A 15399-nucleotide genomic window follows, 5' to 3' on the forward strand; every position below is an offset into this window, starting at 1 on the left:
CGGTTACTTGCGCATGACCTCCGGCTCGTGACGGCGCAGGAAGCGGGAGACGAAGAAGCCGCAGACCGCGCCGAGCGCGAGCAGGACGAGCATGTCCAGGCCCCAGGCCGAGGCGGCGTGGTCCCACAGCGGGTCGGTGCTGCCCGGGTCGTCGGTGTTCGGGGCGATGGCGTTGAAGTCCAGCGTGGTGCCTGCCGCGGCCACCGCCCAGCGGGACGGCATCAGGTACGAGAACTCGTTCACGCCGAGCGTGCCGTGCAGGGTGAACAGGCAGCCGGTGAAGACGACCTGGACGATCGCGAACATCACCAGCAGCGGCATGGTCTTCTCGGCGGTCTTCACCAGCGAGGAGATGACCAGGCCGACCATCATCGAGGTGAAGCCCAGCGCCATGATCGGCAGGCACAGCTCGACCAGCGTGGAGCCGCCGAGCACCAGCCCCTCGCCGGGGATCTCGCGGCTGGTGAAGCCGATGAGGCCGACCAGCAGGCCCTGGAACATGGTGACGGCGCCGAGCACGACCACCTTGGACATCAGGTACGCCGAGCGGGACAGGCCGGTCGCGCGCTCCCGCTCGTAGATCACCCGCTCCTTGATCAGCTCCCGGACCGAGTTGGCGGCGCCCGCGAAGCACGCGCCGACGGCGAGGATCAGCAGGACGGTGGTGGCGGTGCCGTTCGGGGCGGGCAGGTGGGTCTTGGGGTTGACCGGGTTGGGCAGCAGCCCGCGGTCGGGCTGGATCAGCAGGCTGACCGCGCCGATGACCGCCGGCAGCAGCACCGTCAGCGCCAGGAAGCCCTTGTCGGAGGCGATGACCGCGACATAGCGCCGGACCAGGGTCATCAGCTGCGAGCCCCAGCTCTGCGGCTTGGGCGGCCGCAGCGCCTGCGGTACGGGTACGGGGCCGGTCTGCGGGGCCACGGCGTCGATCTCCGCCGCGTACATCTGGTAGTGCTGCGAGCCCTTCCAGCGGCCCGCCCAGTCGTAGTCGCGGTAGTTCTCGAAGGCGGAGAAGACATCGGCCCAGCTGTCGTAACCGAAGAAGTTCAGCGCCTCCTCGGGCGGGCCGAAGTAGGCGACCGCGCCGCCCGGGGCCATCACCAGGAGCTTGTCGCACAGCGCCAGCTCGGCCACCGAGTGGGTGACGACGAGGACCGTGCGGCCGTCGTCGGCGAGGCCGCGCAGCAGCTGCATGACGTCCCGGTCCATGCCCGGGTCGAGGCCGGAGGTGGGCTCGTCCAGGAAGATCAGCGACGGCTTGGTGAGCAGCTCCAGGGCGACCGAGACGCGCTTGCGCTGGCCGCCGGAGAGCGAGGTGACCTTCTTGTCCTTGTGGATGTCGAGCTTCAGCTCGCGCAGCACCTCGTCGATGCGGGCGTCGCGCTCCCGCGCCGTGGTGTCGGCGGGGAAGCGCAGCTTGGCCGCGTACTTCAGGGCCTTCTTCACGGTCAGCTCGCGGTGCAGGATGTCGTCCTGCGGCACCAGGCCGATGCGCTGGCGCAGCTCGGCGAACTGCTTGTACAGGTTCCGGTTGTCGTACAGCACCTCGCCCTGGTTGGCGGGCCGGTAGCCGGTGAGCGCCTTGAGCAGGGTGGACTTGCCGGAGCCGGACGGGCCGATCACGGCGATCAGCGACTTCTCGGGGACGCCGAAGGACACGTCCTTGAGGATCTGCTTGCCGCCGTCGACCGTGACGGTCAGGTGGCGGGCCGAGAAGGAGACCTCACCGGTGTCGACGAACTCCTCCAGCCGGTCGCCGACGATCCGGAAGGTGGAGTGGCCGACGCCGACGATGTCGGCCGGGCCCAGCTGTACGGAGCCGCCCTTGGGGATCGGCTGGCCGTTGACATAGGTGCCGTTGTGCGAGCCGAGGTCGCGGATCTCGAAGCGGCCGTCGGGCGTGGCGTGGAACTCGGCGTGGTGCCGGGAGACCTGGAGGTCGGAGACGACCAGGTCGTTCTCCAGGGCACGGCCGATGCGCATCACGCGGCCGAGCGCGAACTGGTGGAACGTGGTCGGGCTGCGGTCGCCGTAGACCGGCGGCGCCCCCGCGTCACCACCGGGCGTCTGCTGCGCGTACTGCCCGGCGGGCCCGGCCTGCTGCCAGCCCGCGTGCGGGGCCTGGTGGGGCGCGCCCTGCTGGGGCATGGCCTGCTGGGGCATGGCCTGCTGGTGGGCGGGGGCCTGCTGGGGCACGGCCTGGTGGGCGGGCGCCTGGTGGGCGGGGGCCTGCTGGGGCATGGCCTGCTGGGACCAGTCGGGGGCGGCGGGGCTCTGGGGCGCGTACGGTGCCGCCGCCTGCGCCTGCGGCTGTGCGTACGGTTGCGGCCGCGGCTCCTGAGCCGGGCCGCCGACCGGTACGGCGGTCGCCGAGAGGTTCACCCGCGGGCCGTCGGTGGCGTTGCCGAGGTGCAGCGACGAGCCGGGGGCTATCTCCGTGTACCGGACGCGCTGACCGTGCACGTACGTGCCGTTGGTGCTGCCGTGGTCCTCGATGACCCAGGTGTGGCCGTTGAAGCTGACCGTGGCGTGCCGCCAGGAGACCCTGGCGTCGTCGAAGACGATGTCACCCTGCGGATCACGGCCGAGGGTGTAAGGCCTGGACGGGTCGAGCGTCCAGGTCCGTCCGTTTGATTCCAGTACGAGTTCCGGCACTCCATGCCCCACTGAGTTGTCCCCCGAATTGCCCCCGTGGCGGGGAGTCTAGGGATGTCGAACATCGTGGGGAACTATTCCAGGCGCGGCCCCCTGACCGAAACCCGGGCCTTGCCAAGCGGTCCCGGGCGCCGTCTACTTCGCCCTGGTGACGGGGGGGTGAAACCGGGCCGGACGGTGGCAATCGCCGCGAGGGGGCGGACGGGGCCGCCGGTGTCGCGGAGATACGTCGGGAGCCCGCGCCGAGCGGGACCGCCCGGGCGGGATGAGCGGGCTCGCCGAAGAGCACCGAGACCCGCACGGCCGTCGGGATCACGCCACCGGGCGCGCCGGGCCGGCGCCCTGTGCCGGGAGGGCCCGTGGCGGTGCGGGTGGGAACGGGCCGCGGATCGCCGTTCGCCGGCCGGCGTGGCACGCTCGGGGTGGGGCGAGGCGGTGTCCTGGTCCCCCGCCTCGCCGGTCGGCCGGCCGGCCGCAAGGTCTGCGACACCGGGGCGTCGGCCATTGTTCCGTGTCCGTCAGGCGGACCTCGGCGGCGGGAGGCACTGGGTGCCGGATACGGTGGTGACACCATGAGCGCTTCGCAGACCTCCGCTTCGCAGACCTCCGAGGTCCCCACCCTCCTTGTCAAGATCTTCGGCAAGGACCAGCCGGGCATCACGGCGGGTCTCTTCGACACCCTCGCCGCCTACCTCGTCGACGTCGTCGACATCGAGCAGGTCGTCACCCGGGGCCGGCTGGTGCTGTGCGTCCTGGTGACCCAGCCGCCGGCCGGTCTGGAGGGCGACCTGCGGGCCACCGTGCACAGCTGGGCCGAGTCGATGAAGATGCAGGCCGAGATCATCTCCGGACACGGCGACAACCGTCCGCGCGGCCTCGGGCGCTCCCTGGTGACCGTGCTGGGCCACCCGCTCACCGCCGAGTCCACGGCCGCGATCGCCGGCCGGATCGCGAAGGCCGGCGGCAACATCGACCGTATCTTCCGGCTCGCCAAGTACCCCGTGACGGCGGTGGAGTTCGCCGTCTCCGGCGTGGAGACCGAGCCGCTGCGCACCGCCCTGGCCTCCGACGCCGCGGCACTGGGTGTCGACATCGCCGTGGTCTCGGCGGGCCTGCACCGGCGCGCCCAGCGGCTGGTGGTCATGGACGTGGACTCGACCCTGATCCAGGACGAGGTCATCGAGCTGTTCGCCGCGCACGCCGGCTGCGAGGACGAGGTCGCCGAGGTGACGGCCGCGGCGATGCGCGGGGAGCTGGACTTCGAGCAGTCGCTGCACGCGCGCGTGGCGCTGCTGAAGGGGCTGGACGCGTCGGTGGTGGAGAAGGTGCGCGGGCAGGTCCGGCTGACGCCGGGCGCGCGCACCCTGATCCGCACCCTGAAGCGGCTCGGCTACCAGGTGGGGGTCGTCTCCGGCGGCTTCACCCAGGTCACCGACGATCTCAAGGAGCGGCTGGGCCTGGACTTCGCGCAGGCCAACACGCTGGAGATCATCGACGGCAAGCTGACCGGCCGGGTCGTCGGCGAGATCGTGGACCGGGCCGGCAAGGCGCGGCTGCTGCGCCGGTTCGCCGCGGAGGCCGGGGTGCCGCTGTCGCAGACGGTGGCGATCGGTGACGGCGCGAACGACCTGGACATGCTGAACGCGGCGGGGCTGGGCGTGGCCTTCAACGCCAAGCCGGTGGTACGGGAGGCGGCGCACACGGCGGTGAACTTCCCCTTCCTGGACACGGTCCTCTACCTCCTCGGCATCACCCGGGAAGAGGTCGAGGCGGCGGACACGCACGACGAGGGCTGAGGCGGGCGGGACCGGGCCGGGCGAGGCCGGGCGAGGCCGGGCCGGGAAGTGCCGGTCCGGATGGTGCCGGGCTGGGCGGTACCGAGCCGGGTGGTGCGGGGCCGCGCCGGTCTGCGGGCGGCCGTCGGCGATCCGTCCACCGAGGGGCGACCACCGGCGGATCGGCCACCGGTGGGATCGCCATCGGTGGAGTCGGTCGCGGGGATGCGGCCACCCTGGTCGCGCCGGCGGGAGGACCCGGCACCCCGCCCGGGTTCCGGGCCCTCCCGTCTACGGCGTGCCGGGGCGGCGGTGGGTCACTCGGAGGGGGCCCAGTAGTCCGTGAGCGTGGCCACGCCGGGCTCGACGCCCTTCCAGTGGCCGTCGTAGGAGAGCAGGGCGAAGCCGGCGGCGGGGAAGCCACGGCGGTTCATCCTGGCGCGCGCGTCACCCTCGGCCGAACCGGCCAGGATGTCGGCCAGGCCGTGCACGCCCGGGTTGTGGCCGATGAGGATCACGTTCCGCACCTCGTCGGGCAGCTCGTTCAGCACGGCGATCAGCTCGCCCGGCGATGCCTCGTAGATCCGCTCCTCGTAGACGGTCTTCGGCCGGTGCGGCAGTTCCTGGACGGCGAGCTTCCAGGTCTCGCGAGTGCGGATCGCGGTGGAGCACAGGGCCAGGTCGAAGGTGATGCCGGTATCGGCCAGCTTGCGTCCGGCGACAGGGGCGTCCATGCGGCCTCGCTCGGCGAGTGGGCGCTCGTGGTCGGGAACCTGGGGCCAGTCGGCTTTCGCATGCCGGAAGAGGACGATCCTGCGGGGTTCTGCGACGCTCATGAGATCCAGCTTCGCATGAAACGGGCCACCCGGCGCAGGGAGTTGACATGCGGGTTCACCGCGCGAGGGGTCTTGCCGTCAGCGCGCGACGAGCTGCTGGACGCGTTCCAGCAACCGTGCGAGCGCCTGGTCGCCGCCGGCCGCCTGGGCGTCCGACGGGTTGAGTATCAGCGCGAGCAGCGCGAGGAAGGCGAGGACGGGCAGGGCGAGCGCCCACCAGGGCAGTCGGGTGCCGGCGCCGCCCGTGGTAGCCGGGTGGGGCCGGGAGTGGGTGCGGGCCGGCATGGTCGCCTCCGTGAGTGGGTCTTCGAGGGTGCCGTGACCGCCTCGCGGGGTCACATCTCGAAGCTACGGAATCCAGGGCCGCCAACCCATCCGGATTCCCACCCAGTTGACCCTGACCCTGGCCCCCTAGGGGAGGGTGGGGCCAGCACCACCCTCCGCCCGGATGAAGCCGACATAACCCGCAGAATCGATAGGACCAGATAGAACCGACAAGTCCGGACAGAGCCGACAGGCCCTCCGCCCCCGGAGGAACCGTAAGCCGGAAGGCCGGGGCAACCGGACCCGTCAGGCGGTCCCGTCGGGCCAGGCGATCCTCTCGGACCACCGGACACCCCGCCGGTGCCAGGCGATCCTCCCGAATCGCCAGGTGCCCCGCCGGAGGCAGGTGATTCCCGGAATCACGGGACGCCCCCGCCGCACCCAGGCAGTCCGGCAGGACCACGTGGTCACGGCAGGTCGGGCGTCCTCCCCGGCGTCACGGGGACGCGATGATCGCCACCACGGCGATGATCACGAAGATGGCGAGGAACGAGCCGAAGACGAGCAGCATCTTCTTCTGGCCGTTCTGCGGGTTCGGGTCGAGCACAGGCTGCATGCGTCCAGTCTCGCACCCCGTCTCCCCCGGGACGGCGCCGGGGGCACCCCCGGTCGGGTCAGTTCGTCGCCTCGTCCTCGACCGTGCGGTCGCGGCCGGCGATGAAGCCCACCACCATCTGCGGCACCATCAGCGCCGCCATCAGGGCGATCGGCAGTCCCCAGCCGCCGCTCTGCTGGTAGAGCACGCCGACCAGCAGCGGGCCGGGGATGGAGATCAGGTAGCCCGTGCTCTGGGCGAACGCGGACAGCTGGGCCACGCCCGGTCCGCTGCGGGCGCGCATGCCGACCATGGTCAGGGCGAGCGGGAAGGCGCAGTTGGAGACGCCGAGCAGCAGGGCCCAGGCCCAGGCGCCGCCGGACGGCGCGAGGTACAGGCCGGCGTATCCGGCGAGCCCGCAGACACCCAGCACCAGGACGATCGGCCCCTGGTGGGGCAGGCGCGTGGCGACCCTGGGAATGATGAAGGCCAGCGGCACGCCCATCACCATGGTGACGGCGAGCAGCACACCGGCGGTGCCGGCCGAGACACCGGCGTCCCGGAAGATCTGCGGCATCCAGCCCATCGTGATGTAGGCGGCCGTGGCCTGGAGGCCGAAGAAGACGGCGAGCGACCAGGCGGTGCGGCTGCGGGTGATGCGCAGCGGGGCCTGCTGTTCCGCGGGCTCGGGCGCCGTCTCCTCCGTCTGGGCGCCGGCCGGGCCGCGGTCGCGGATCAGCGGCAGCCAGGGCAGGACGGCGGCGGCGGCGATGGTCGCCCACACCACGAGGCCGGACTTCCAGTTGCCGCCCATGGCGTCGGTGAGCGGGACGGTCAGCGCGGCGGCGAGGGAGGTACCGGCGGCGAGGGCCATCGAGTACAGGCCGGTCATGGAACCGACCCGGTCGGGGAACCAGCGCTTGACGATGACCGGCATCAGGACGTTGCTGACGGCGATGCCCATCAGGGCGAGCGCGCTGGCGGCCAGGAATCCGGCCGTGTTGCCGACGTACGGCCGTATGACGAGGCCGACGGCGATGGCGGCCATGCCGGCGCACACCACGGCGGCCGGCCCGAAGCGGCGGGCCAGACGGGGTGCCATCACACCGAAGACGGCGAAGCACAGCGGGGGCACGGATGTGAGCAGTCCGGCCACGCTGCCGCTCATGCCGAGCCCGTCGCGGACCTCTTCGAGGAGGGCGCCGAGGCTGGTGATGGCCGGCCGGAGGTTCAGGGCGGCCAGCATGATGCCCACGACGACCAGCCGGGTGGCCCACGCGCGCGTGCGGCCCGCGCCGGGGGTCGTCTCTGGGGTGTTCGTCGCGGCGGCAGCACCGCGTTGGGTCGGTGTCATCGCCGTACGGGTGTCCACTGTCCGGATTTCCTCACTAGCCATAAGACCCATCATAGAATCATAGGATGATTACCTGTCCATCCCCGGAGCGTCCGCGCCCGGTCCCCTCGTGCGAAGGTGTGCCATGCCCTTGAGCCACCCGCGCCGTTCGGCGCTGTCCGAGCAGGTCATCGCCGAACTGCGCAACCAGATCACCTCCGGCGAGTGGCCGGTCGGCTCCCGTATCCCGACCGAGCCCGAACTGGTCGAGCAGCTCGGTGTCGCCCGCAACACCGTCCGCGAGGCCGTCCGCGCGCTCGCGCACAACGGGCTGCTGGACATCCGCCAGGGCTCGGGCACGTACGTCGTGGCCACGAGCGAGCTGGCCGGCGTGATGCACCGCCGCTTCGCCGACGCCGACCCCCGGCACATCGCCGAGCTGCGCTCCACGCTGGAGTCGGGCGCGGCCAAGCTGGCCGCCGAACGGCGCACCGAGAAGGACCTCAAGCAGCTGGACGCGCTGCTGGTCCGGCGCGAGCAGGCGTGGGAGACGGGCGACACGGAGTCCTTCGTGGCGGCCGACGCCACCTTCCACCTCGCGGTGGTGGCCGCCTCCCACAACGACGTGATGACGGCGATGTACGCGGATCTCGGCGAGGTGCTGCGCGACTGGCTGCGCGCGGACGTCGGGGCGGAGCTGACCCCGGAGACCCACATGGACCACGCGCGCCTGGTGGACGCGATCCGCGCGGGGGACGCCGAGGCGGCGGCCGGGGAGGCCGCGAGCTATCCGTTCCTGTGCAATCCGGGGCGGTTCAGCGCGCCTTCTGGTGGCTGATCCACACCGAGCGGATCTCCTTCCAGCACCGGCCGGTGAGCCGTACGGTCATGGCCGGCCAGGCGTCCGCCGGGGCGCTGTCGGTGTCGATGTCCCACCAGCGGGCGCACTCGATGTGCAGCCGTACGCGGTCGATGTCCACATAGGGGTTGTGGCAGTGGGCCACCACCTGGGAGCCGCGTACGGCCGTACGGCAGGAGGCGCCGAACCGGACCGGCGAGGGTGACGCGCCGGCCTCCACGCGCGCGTGCGCGTGCACGGGCGCGTCGTACGGCAGCGCGGCGTACGGCAGCGACAGCACGAGGGCCAGGGCCACCGGCAGCGGGGCCAGGCTGCGGGACAGGCGCACGAGCGGGACCTCCTCGGCCGGGCTGCGGAGGGGCGTGCGAGCGAACGCGTCGTCCGGGGACGTACCCCCAGGGTGCGCCGATGGCCCGGCGGCGGCCCGGCCGGTGGGCCGGACGGATGACACCCGGCACGCGCGCCCGGCCCTACGGCGACACCCCGCTCCCCGCGCGCGGCGGGAAACGGGGCGTCGTAAGGTTCAGCAGGGCCTCGTATGGCTCGGGCGGGGCCTCGTGAGGTGGGTCAGGCGCCGATGGCGTGCAGGCCGCCGTCGACGTGGATGATCTCGCCCGTGGTCTTCGGGAACCAGTCGCTCAGCAGGGCGACGATGCCGCGGCCGGCCGGCTCCGGGTCCTTCAGGTCCCACTCCAGCGGGGAGCGGGTGTCCCACACGGAGGCCAGGTCGCTGAAGCCCGGGATGGACTTGGCCGCCATGGAGCCGATCGGGCCCGCCGAGATCAGGTTGCAGCGGATGTTCTGCTTGCCCAGGTCGCGCGCCATGTAGCGGTTGACGGCCTCCAGGGCGGCCTTGGCCGGGCCCATCCAGTCGTACTGCGGCCAGGCGTACTGCGCGTCGAAGGTGAGGCCGACGACCGAGCCGCCGTTCTGCATCAGCGGCAGGCAGGCCATGGTCAGCGACTTCAGGGAGAACGCCGAGACGTGCATGGCGGTGGCGACGGACTCGAACGGCGTGTTGAGGAAGTTGCCGCCGAGCGCGTCCTGCGGCGCGAAGCCGATGGAGTGCACGACGCCGTCCAGGCCGCCCAGCTCCTCGCCTACGACGTCCGCCAGCCGCCCGAGGTGCTCGTCGTTGGTGACGTCCAGCTCGATGACCTTGGTCGGCTTCGGCAGCTTCTTGGCGATGCGCTCGGTCAGCGTGGGCCGCGGGAACGCGGTCAGGATGATCTCGGCGCCCTGCTCCTGGGCCAGCTTGGCGGCGTGGAAGGCGATGGAGGACTCCATCAGCACACCGGTGATCAGGACGCGCTTGCCCTCGAGGATTCCGCTCATGGTGATCAGTGACCCATTCCCAGTCCGCCGTCAACCGGGATGACGGCTCCAGTGATGTACGAGGCGTCGTCGGACGCGAGGAAGCGCACGGCGGCGGCGATCTCCTCCGGCCGCGCGTACCGGCCGAGCGGCACCTGGGCGACGATGTTCTGGCGCTGCTCGTCGCTGAGCACCTTGGTCATGTCGGTGTCGACGAAACCGGGCGCGACGACGTTGAAGGTGATGTTGCGCGAGCCCAGCTCCCGGGCCAGGGAACGCGCGAAGCCGACCAGCGCGGCCTTGGAGGCGGCGTAGTTCGCCTGTCCCGCCGAGCCGAGCAGGCCGACCACGGACGAGATGAGGACGACGCGGCCCTTCTTGGCCCGCAGCATGCCGCGGTTGGCGCGCTTGACGACGCGGAAGGTGCCGGTGAGGTTGGTGTCGATGACCGAGGTGAAGTCGTCCTCGGACATGCGCATCAGGAGCTGGTCCTTGGTGACGCCGGCGTTGGCGACCAGGACCTCGACCGGTCCGTGCCGGTCCTCGATCTCCTTGTAGGCCTGCTCCACCTGCTCCGGGTCGGTGATGTCGCACTTGACGGCCAGGAAGCCGGCCGGCGGCTCACCCGAGCGGTACGTGATCGCGACCTTGTCGCCGGCGTCGGCGAAAGCGCGGGCGATGGCGAGGCCGATGCCTCGGTTGCCTCCGGTGACGAGAACCGAGCGGCTCAACGGATCACCCTTTCGATAGCGGTCTTACTTATCCGCCCGGACTCCTGGGCGGCAGGTGGCTTCACCGGAAACCTATCGGTACCACCGCGCCCACGGGCAATCGGGCACCGACAGTGGCTCATGCCGCACACTGTGGGGTCCCTACAGTCGGCACACCACCAGAGAGCTTCGCACTCGGTCCGCCGTACCGGGTGGAAGCGCGGCCGCCCCGGCCCGGCGGGTGCCCGAGGTGTCTCTCAGCGGGACCGGGCCGGACACCCGGCCCCGCCGCCGTCGGCCGCCGGCGGCACCTCGTACTCCGCCCACACCGTCTTGCCCGGCCCCAGCCGCTCCCCGACGCCCCAGCGGGCGGCGACGGCCGCCACGAGGAGCAGTCCCCTGCCGCCCTCGGCGTCCAGGGGGCGGCTCGGAGCCGCCGCCCCAGGGGGCTCGGGCCGCCCGGGGTGGGTGTCGGACACCTCGACGCGTACGACACCGGCGGCGCGGTCGTAACTCAGGCGCAGCTCGAAGTCGCGGCCCGGGACGCGGCCGTGGAGCACGGCGTTGGCGGCGAGTTCGGCGACGACGAGGGTGACGGCGTCGGAAGCCGGGCCGCCGTACGGCATGCCCCAGAGGTGGAGACGGTGCGCGGCGAGCCTGCGGGCGAGGCGGGCCCCTCGGCGGGTGGCGGAGAAGCGCTGCACGAACACACTTACGGTTACGGCCACTTGGGCCTCTGGCGCTGACATGAGGCCAGCGTTCTGCTCTCGTCCGCGCCGCCAACAGGTACGACGCCCATACAGTCGCGGCTGTATCAGTGCACACTCTGGACTGGGTGGGTAACTCCCCGTGACCCTGGGTGGGCGGGCGGGGTTTCGGTGAGGGCACGGAGACGTGAGCACAGGAGGCACGCGGCCATGACGGTGGACCACGGCGGAGGCACTGCGAACAACACTGAAGCCGAACTTTCCGACAGTCTCAAGACCTTCGGCGCGGTTCTGAAGGCGCTGCGGGAGGAAGCCGGGCTGACCCAGGAGGAGTTCGCGCCGCGAGTACGGTACTCGGCCGCGTACGTCGCCAAGATCGAGCAGGGAAAACGGTTCCCTCCGGCGGATCTGCCGGCACGGGCGGGTGAGGTGCTGGGGCCGGTCGGGGCGAAGGTCCTTACTGCGGCGGCGAAGAGTCTGACGAGGCGGGCAGGGCTGGCGTCGTGGTTCCAACAGTGGGCGGGGATCGAGGAGGAGGCGATCTCCCTATACGCGTATGAGTGTCGGGCGGTTCCGGGGTTGCTACAGCCGGAGAAGTACGCACGAGCGGTATTTGAGCGTCAACTCCCGCCGCACACCAAGGAGCAGATCGATCAGAAGGTCGCGGCGCGTCTGGAGCGGCAGATGCTACTGACCGAGCGACCGAACACCGCCTTTGCGTTCATCATCGAGCAGGCCATTCTGGAACGCGGGGTCGGTGGCCGCACGGTCACCAGGACTGTCATCGACCATCTGCTGAGTGTGGGCGAACGGACTAACGTCGAGATCCAGATCATGCCCCTGCGCCAGGAAGGTCACTGTGGGTCCGACGGTCAGCTGTACATGGCCGAGACACCCGGACACCAATGGTTCGGTTACACCGAGGGACACCGGTCGAGCAGTCTGATCTCTGATCCCGGTGAAGTGAGCGTCCTCCATCAGCGCTATGGCAAGCTGCGTTCCCAGGCCCTGGACTGCCGGGCTACGGTGGACGTCTTGGAACAGATGCGAGGAGCGCTATGAGCACCACCCCCGAGCTGGACTGGTTCAAGAGCAGTTACAGCGGCGGAGACGGGGACAACTGCGTGGAGGTCGCCCTGCGTCCCGAGGCCGTCCGCATCCGCGATTCCAAGGACAAGGACATCCGCCCCCTCACCGTCACCCCGGCCACCTGGACGGCTTTCACCACGCTCCTGGGCCGCTGAGTTCGCATCGCTTGCGCGTCGACGGGCGGGTACGAGTCAATCTCGTGCCCGCCCGTCGGTCTGTGCCCTCGCGGCCAGGAATTTTCCCGGGAGTGTGACCGGCGCGGCATGATTCACTGCCAGCGAAGGTCACCACAAGGCAAGCGCCCGAAGGGTTCTCACCGATGCCCCACGAAATCGATCATTCTTTCCTGGCGCTCCCCCTACGCGCCCTCGCCGACGCCGCGCTGGCACGCGCGCGGGCGCTGGGTGCCGAGCACGCGGACTTCCGGTTCGAGCGGGTGCGCAGCGCCTCCTGGCGGCTGCGGGACGCGCGGCTCGCCGGATCGTCGGACACCACCGACCTCGGGTACGCGGTCCGGGTGGTGCACGGCGGCACCTGGGGCTTCGCCTCCGGTGTGGACCTGACCATGGACGCCGCCGCCCGGGTCGCCTCGCAGGCGGTGGCCATGGCCAAGCTGTCCGCGCAGGTGATCAAGGCCGCCGGGTCGGAGGAACACGTGGAGCTGGCCGACGAGCCGGTGCACGCGGACAAGACGTGGATCTCGTCGTACGAGATCGATCCGTTTACGGTGCCGGACGAGGAGAAGTCGGCGCTGCTGGCGGAGTGGAGCGACCGGCTGCTGAGCGCGGACGGCGTCGACCACGTAGACGCCTCGCTGCTCACCGTCCACGAGAACAAGTTCTACGCGGACACCGCCGGGACGGTGACCACCCAGCAGCGGGTACGGCTGCACCCGCAGCTGACGGCCGTCTCGGTCGACGAGGCGAGCGGCGAGTTCGACTCCATGCGCACCCTCGCCCCGCCGGTGGGGCGCGGCTGGGAGTACCTGACCGGGACGGGCTGGGACTGGGACGACGAGCTGGCCCGGATTCCGGAGCTGCTCGCCGAGAAGATGCGGGCGCCGAGCGTGGAACCGGGCGTGTACGACCTGGTGGTGGACCCCTCCAACCTGTGGCTGACCATCCACGAGTCCATCGGCCACGCCACCGAGCTGGACCGCGCCCTCGGCTACGAGGCCGCCTACGCCGGCACCTCCTTCGCCACCTTCGACCAGCTCGGCACGTTGCGGTACGGCTCCGAGCTGATGAACGTCACCGGTGACCGCACCGCCGAGCACGGCCTGGCCACCATCGGCTACGACGACGAGGGCGTGGCGGCGCAGTCCTGGGACCTGGTGAAGGACGGCACGCTGGTCGGCTACCAGCTGGACCGGCGGACAGCGCGACTGACCGGGTTCGAGCGGTCCAACGGCTGCGCGTACGCCGACTCCCCCGCGCACGTGCCGGTACAGCGCATGGCCAACGTGTCGCTGCGGCCGGACCCCGCCGGGCTGTCCACTCAGGATCTGATCGGGGGCGTGGACCGGGGCATCTATGTCGTCGGCGACCGGTCCTGGTCGATCGACATGCAACGGTACAATTTTCAATTTACCGGCCAGCGCTTCTTCAAGATCGAGAACGGGCGGATCACCGGGCAGCTGAAGGACGTCGCCTACCAGGCCACGACCACCGACTTCTGGGGCTCGATGGCCGCCGTGGGCGGACCGCAGACGTACGTCCTCGGCGGCGCCTTCAACTGCGGCAAGGCCCAGCCGGGCCAGGTCGCCGCCGTGTCCCACGGCTGCCCCTCGGCCCTCTTCAAGGGCGTCACCATTCTGAACACCACGCAGGAGGCCGGCCGATGAGCGTCCGTACCCACAAGCCGCACGAGGTCGTCGAGCAGGCGCTGGCGCTGTCCCGGGCGGACGGCTGTGTCGTCATCGCCGACGAGCACTCCACCGCCAACCTGCGCTGGGCGGGCAACGCGCTCACCACCAACGGGGTGACCCGCGGCCGTACGCTCACCGTGATCGCGACCGTGGACGGTGCCGAGGGCACCGCCTCCGGTGTGGTGTCCCGGTCGGCGGTCACCGCCGAGGAGCTGGAGCCGCTGGTGCGGGCCGCCGAGGCCGCCGCGCGCGGTGCCGGTCCCGCCGAGGACGCGCAGCCGCTGGTCGGCGGGGTGCCCCAGTCCCCCGACTTCACGGACGCGCCCGCCGAGACCTCCTCCGCGGTGTTCGCCGACTTCGCGCCGGCGCTCGGCGAGGCGTTCGCCCGCGCGCGTGCGGGCGGCCGGGAACTGTACGGTTTCGCCAACCACGAGCTGGTGTCGACCTATGTGGGCACGTCCACCGGGCTGCGCCTGCGGCACGACCAGCCCACCGGCACGCTGGAGCTGAACGCCAAGTCCCCGGACCGCACCCGCTCGGCGTGGACCGGCCGCTCCACCCGGGACTTCAAGGACGTCGACCCCGGCGCGCTCGACGCCGAGCTGGCCGTACGGCTCGGCTGGGCCGAGCGCCGCGTCGAGCTGCCCGCGGGCCGCTACGAGACGCTGCTGCCGCCGACCGCGGTCGCGGACCTGCTGATCTACCAGCTGTGGTCGGCCTCCGGCCGGGACGCGGTCGAGGGGCGGACGGTGTTCTCCAAGCCGGGCGGCGGCACCCGGATCGGGGAGCGCCTGACGGAGCTGCCGCTCACCCTGCGCAGCGACCCGAACGAGCCGGGGCTGGAGTGCCCGCCCTTCGTGATCACCCACTCCTCCGGCGGCGACGAGTCCGTGTTCGACAACGGGCTGCCCACGCACGCCACGGAGTGGATCGGCCAGGGCGTGCTGAAGCACCTGACGACGACCCGGCACAGCGCGGCCCTGACCGGGCTCCCGGTCGCCCCCGTGCTCGGCAACCTGATCCTGGACGGCGGCGCGCGCTCGCTGGAGGAGATGGTCGAGGACACCGAACGCGGGCTGCTGCTGACCTGCCTGTGGTACATCCGCGAGGTCGATCCGGCGACCCTGCTGCTCACGGGCCTGACCCGGGACGGCGTCTACCTGGTGGAGAACGGCGAGGTGACCGGGCAGGTGAACAACTTCCGGTTCAACGAGTCGCCGGTGGACCTGCTGGGCCGGGCCATCGAGGCCGGGCGGACGGAGAAGACGCTGCCGCGCGAGTGGAGCGACTGGTTCACCCGCGCCGCGATGCCCGCGCTGCGCATCCCGGATTTCAACATGAGCTCTGTCAGTCGGGGCGTATAACCTCGTAGGCGTTCGTGGCCGGGTGTCACCC

15 protein-coding genes are annotated in these 15399 nt (G+C 71.4%); 6 read left to right on the forward strand and 9 right to left on the reverse strand.

Features of this window, described 5'->3' with window-relative positions:
* Window positions 1-3: 3 nt before the first annotated feature.
* Window positions 4-2655, reverse strand: a complete 2652-nt coding sequence (locus Srubr_RS06595; RefSeq protein ID WP_229926899.1) for an FHA domain-containing protein — start codon at window positions 2653-2655, stop codon at window positions 4-6.
* A gap of 572 nt (window positions 2656-3227) precedes the next feature.
* On the opposite strand from Srubr_RS06595, the gene serB reads away from it, so the two are divergent.
* Entirely contained in the window at window positions 3228-4451 is a 1224-nt protein-coding gene (gene serB / locus Srubr_RS06600) for a phosphoserine phosphatase SerB (protein WP_189998061.1), read from the forward strand.
* A gap of 296 nt (window positions 4452-4747) precedes the next feature.
* Here serB and Srubr_RS06605 read toward each other — a convergent pair whose 3' ends face one another.
* From Srubr_RS06605 to Srubr_RS06615, 4 genes are all read right to left on the reverse strand, one after another.
* Window positions 4748-5266 (reverse strand): SixA phosphatase family protein, encoded by a 519-nt coding sequence (locus Srubr_RS06605; RefSeq protein ID WP_189998062.1) that lies wholly within the window; start codon window positions 5264-5266, stop codon window positions 4748-4750.
* A 78-nt stretch (window positions 5267-5344) separates the two neighbouring features.
* Entirely contained in the window at window positions 5345-5551 is a 207-nt protein-coding gene (locus tag Srubr_RS06610; RefSeq protein ID WP_189998063.1) for a hypothetical protein, read from the reverse strand.
* 475 nt (window positions 5552-6026) lie between these two features.
* The gene (locus Srubr_RS41315) at window positions 6027-6146 is read right to left on the reverse strand and encodes an SGM_5486 family transporter-associated protein (protein ID WP_258565284.1); all 120 of its coding nucleotides are present in this window, start codon (window positions 6144-6146) and stop codon (window positions 6027-6029) included.
* Between the two features lie 58 nt (window positions 6147-6204).
* Entirely contained in the window at window positions 6205-7521 is a 1317-nt protein-coding gene (locus tag Srubr_RS06615; RefSeq protein WP_373313608.1) for a CynX/NimT family MFS transporter, read from the reverse strand.
* Window positions 7522-7603: 82 nt separating this feature from the next.
* Here Srubr_RS06615 and Srubr_RS06620 point away from each other — a divergent pair, with 82 nt between their 5' ends.
* Window positions 7604-8296, forward strand: coding sequence for a FadR/GntR family transcriptional regulator (locus Srubr_RS06620; RefSeq protein ID WP_189998065.1), 693 nt, complete (start codon window positions 7604-7606; stop codon window positions 8294-8296).
* Here the strand turns inward: Srubr_RS06620 and Srubr_RS06625 are convergent.
* The 4 genes from Srubr_RS06625 to Srubr_RS06640 all read right to left on the reverse strand — a co-directional run bounded on the left by Srubr_RS06625 (window position 8274) and on the right by Srubr_RS06640 (window position 11090).
* On the reverse strand, window positions 8274-8645 hold the full coding sequence (locus Srubr_RS06625; RefSeq protein WP_189998066.1) for a hypothetical protein: 372 nt from the start codon (window positions 8643-8645) through the stop codon (window positions 8274-8276). The genes Srubr_RS06620 and Srubr_RS06625 overlap by 23 nt on opposite strands.
* 239 nt (window positions 8646-8884) lie before the next feature.
* On the reverse strand, window positions 8885-9652 hold the full coding sequence (gene fabI, locus Srubr_RS06630) for an enoyl-ACP reductase FabI (protein WP_189998067.1): 768 nt from the start codon (window positions 9650-9652) through the stop codon (window positions 8885-8887).
* A gap of 5 nt (window positions 9653-9657) precedes the next feature.
* The gene (gene fabG / locus Srubr_RS06635) at window positions 9658-10362 is read right to left on the reverse strand and encodes a 3-oxoacyl-[acyl-carrier-protein] reductase (RefSeq protein ID WP_189998068.1); all 705 of its coding nucleotides are present in this window, start codon (window positions 10360-10362) and stop codon (window positions 9658-9660) included.
* 236 nt (window positions 10363-10598) lie between these two features.
* Window positions 10599-11090, reverse strand: coding sequence for an ATP-binding protein (locus Srubr_RS06640; protein WP_189998069.1), 492 nt, complete (start codon window positions 11088-11090; stop codon window positions 10599-10601).
* Between the two features lie 168 nt (window positions 11091-11258).
* Here Srubr_RS06640 and Srubr_RS06645 point away from each other — a divergent pair, with 168 nt between their 5' ends.
* The 4 genes from Srubr_RS06645 to Srubr_RS06660 all read left to right on the forward strand — a co-directional run bounded on the left by Srubr_RS06645 (window position 11259) and on the right by Srubr_RS06660 (window position 15368).
* Window positions 11259-12110, forward strand: a complete 852-nt coding sequence (locus Srubr_RS06645) for a helix-turn-helix domain-containing protein (RefSeq protein WP_189998070.1) — start codon at window positions 11259-11261, stop codon at window positions 12108-12110.
* Window positions 12107-12292, forward strand: a complete 186-nt coding sequence (locus Srubr_RS06650) for a DUF397 domain-containing protein (RefSeq protein WP_189998071.1) — start codon at window positions 12107-12109, stop codon at window positions 12290-12292. The genes Srubr_RS06645 and Srubr_RS06650 overlap by 4 nt, the downstream gene beginning before the upstream one ends.
* A gap of 164 nt (window positions 12293-12456) precedes the next feature.
* A complete protein-coding gene (locus Srubr_RS06655) occupies window positions 12457-13980 on the forward strand; it encodes a TldD/PmbA family protein (protein WP_189998072.1) in 1524 nt (507 codons plus the stop codon).
* Window positions 13977-15368 carry a TldD/PmbA family protein gene (locus Srubr_RS06660; RefSeq protein WP_189998073.1) on the forward strand — a complete coding sequence of 464 codons (1392 nt, stop codon included), beginning with the start codon at window positions 13977-13979 and terminating at the stop codon, window positions 15366-15368. Before Srubr_RS06655 ends, Srubr_RS06660 begins: the two co-directional genes overlap by 4 nt.
* The last annotated feature ends 31 nt before the right edge of the window (window positions 15369-15399 follow it).

This window comes from Streptomyces rubradiris (genome assembly GCF_016860525.1).
Lineage (GTDB): Bacteria > Actinomycetota > Actinomycetes > Streptomycetales > Streptomycetaceae > Streptomyces > Streptomyces rubradiris.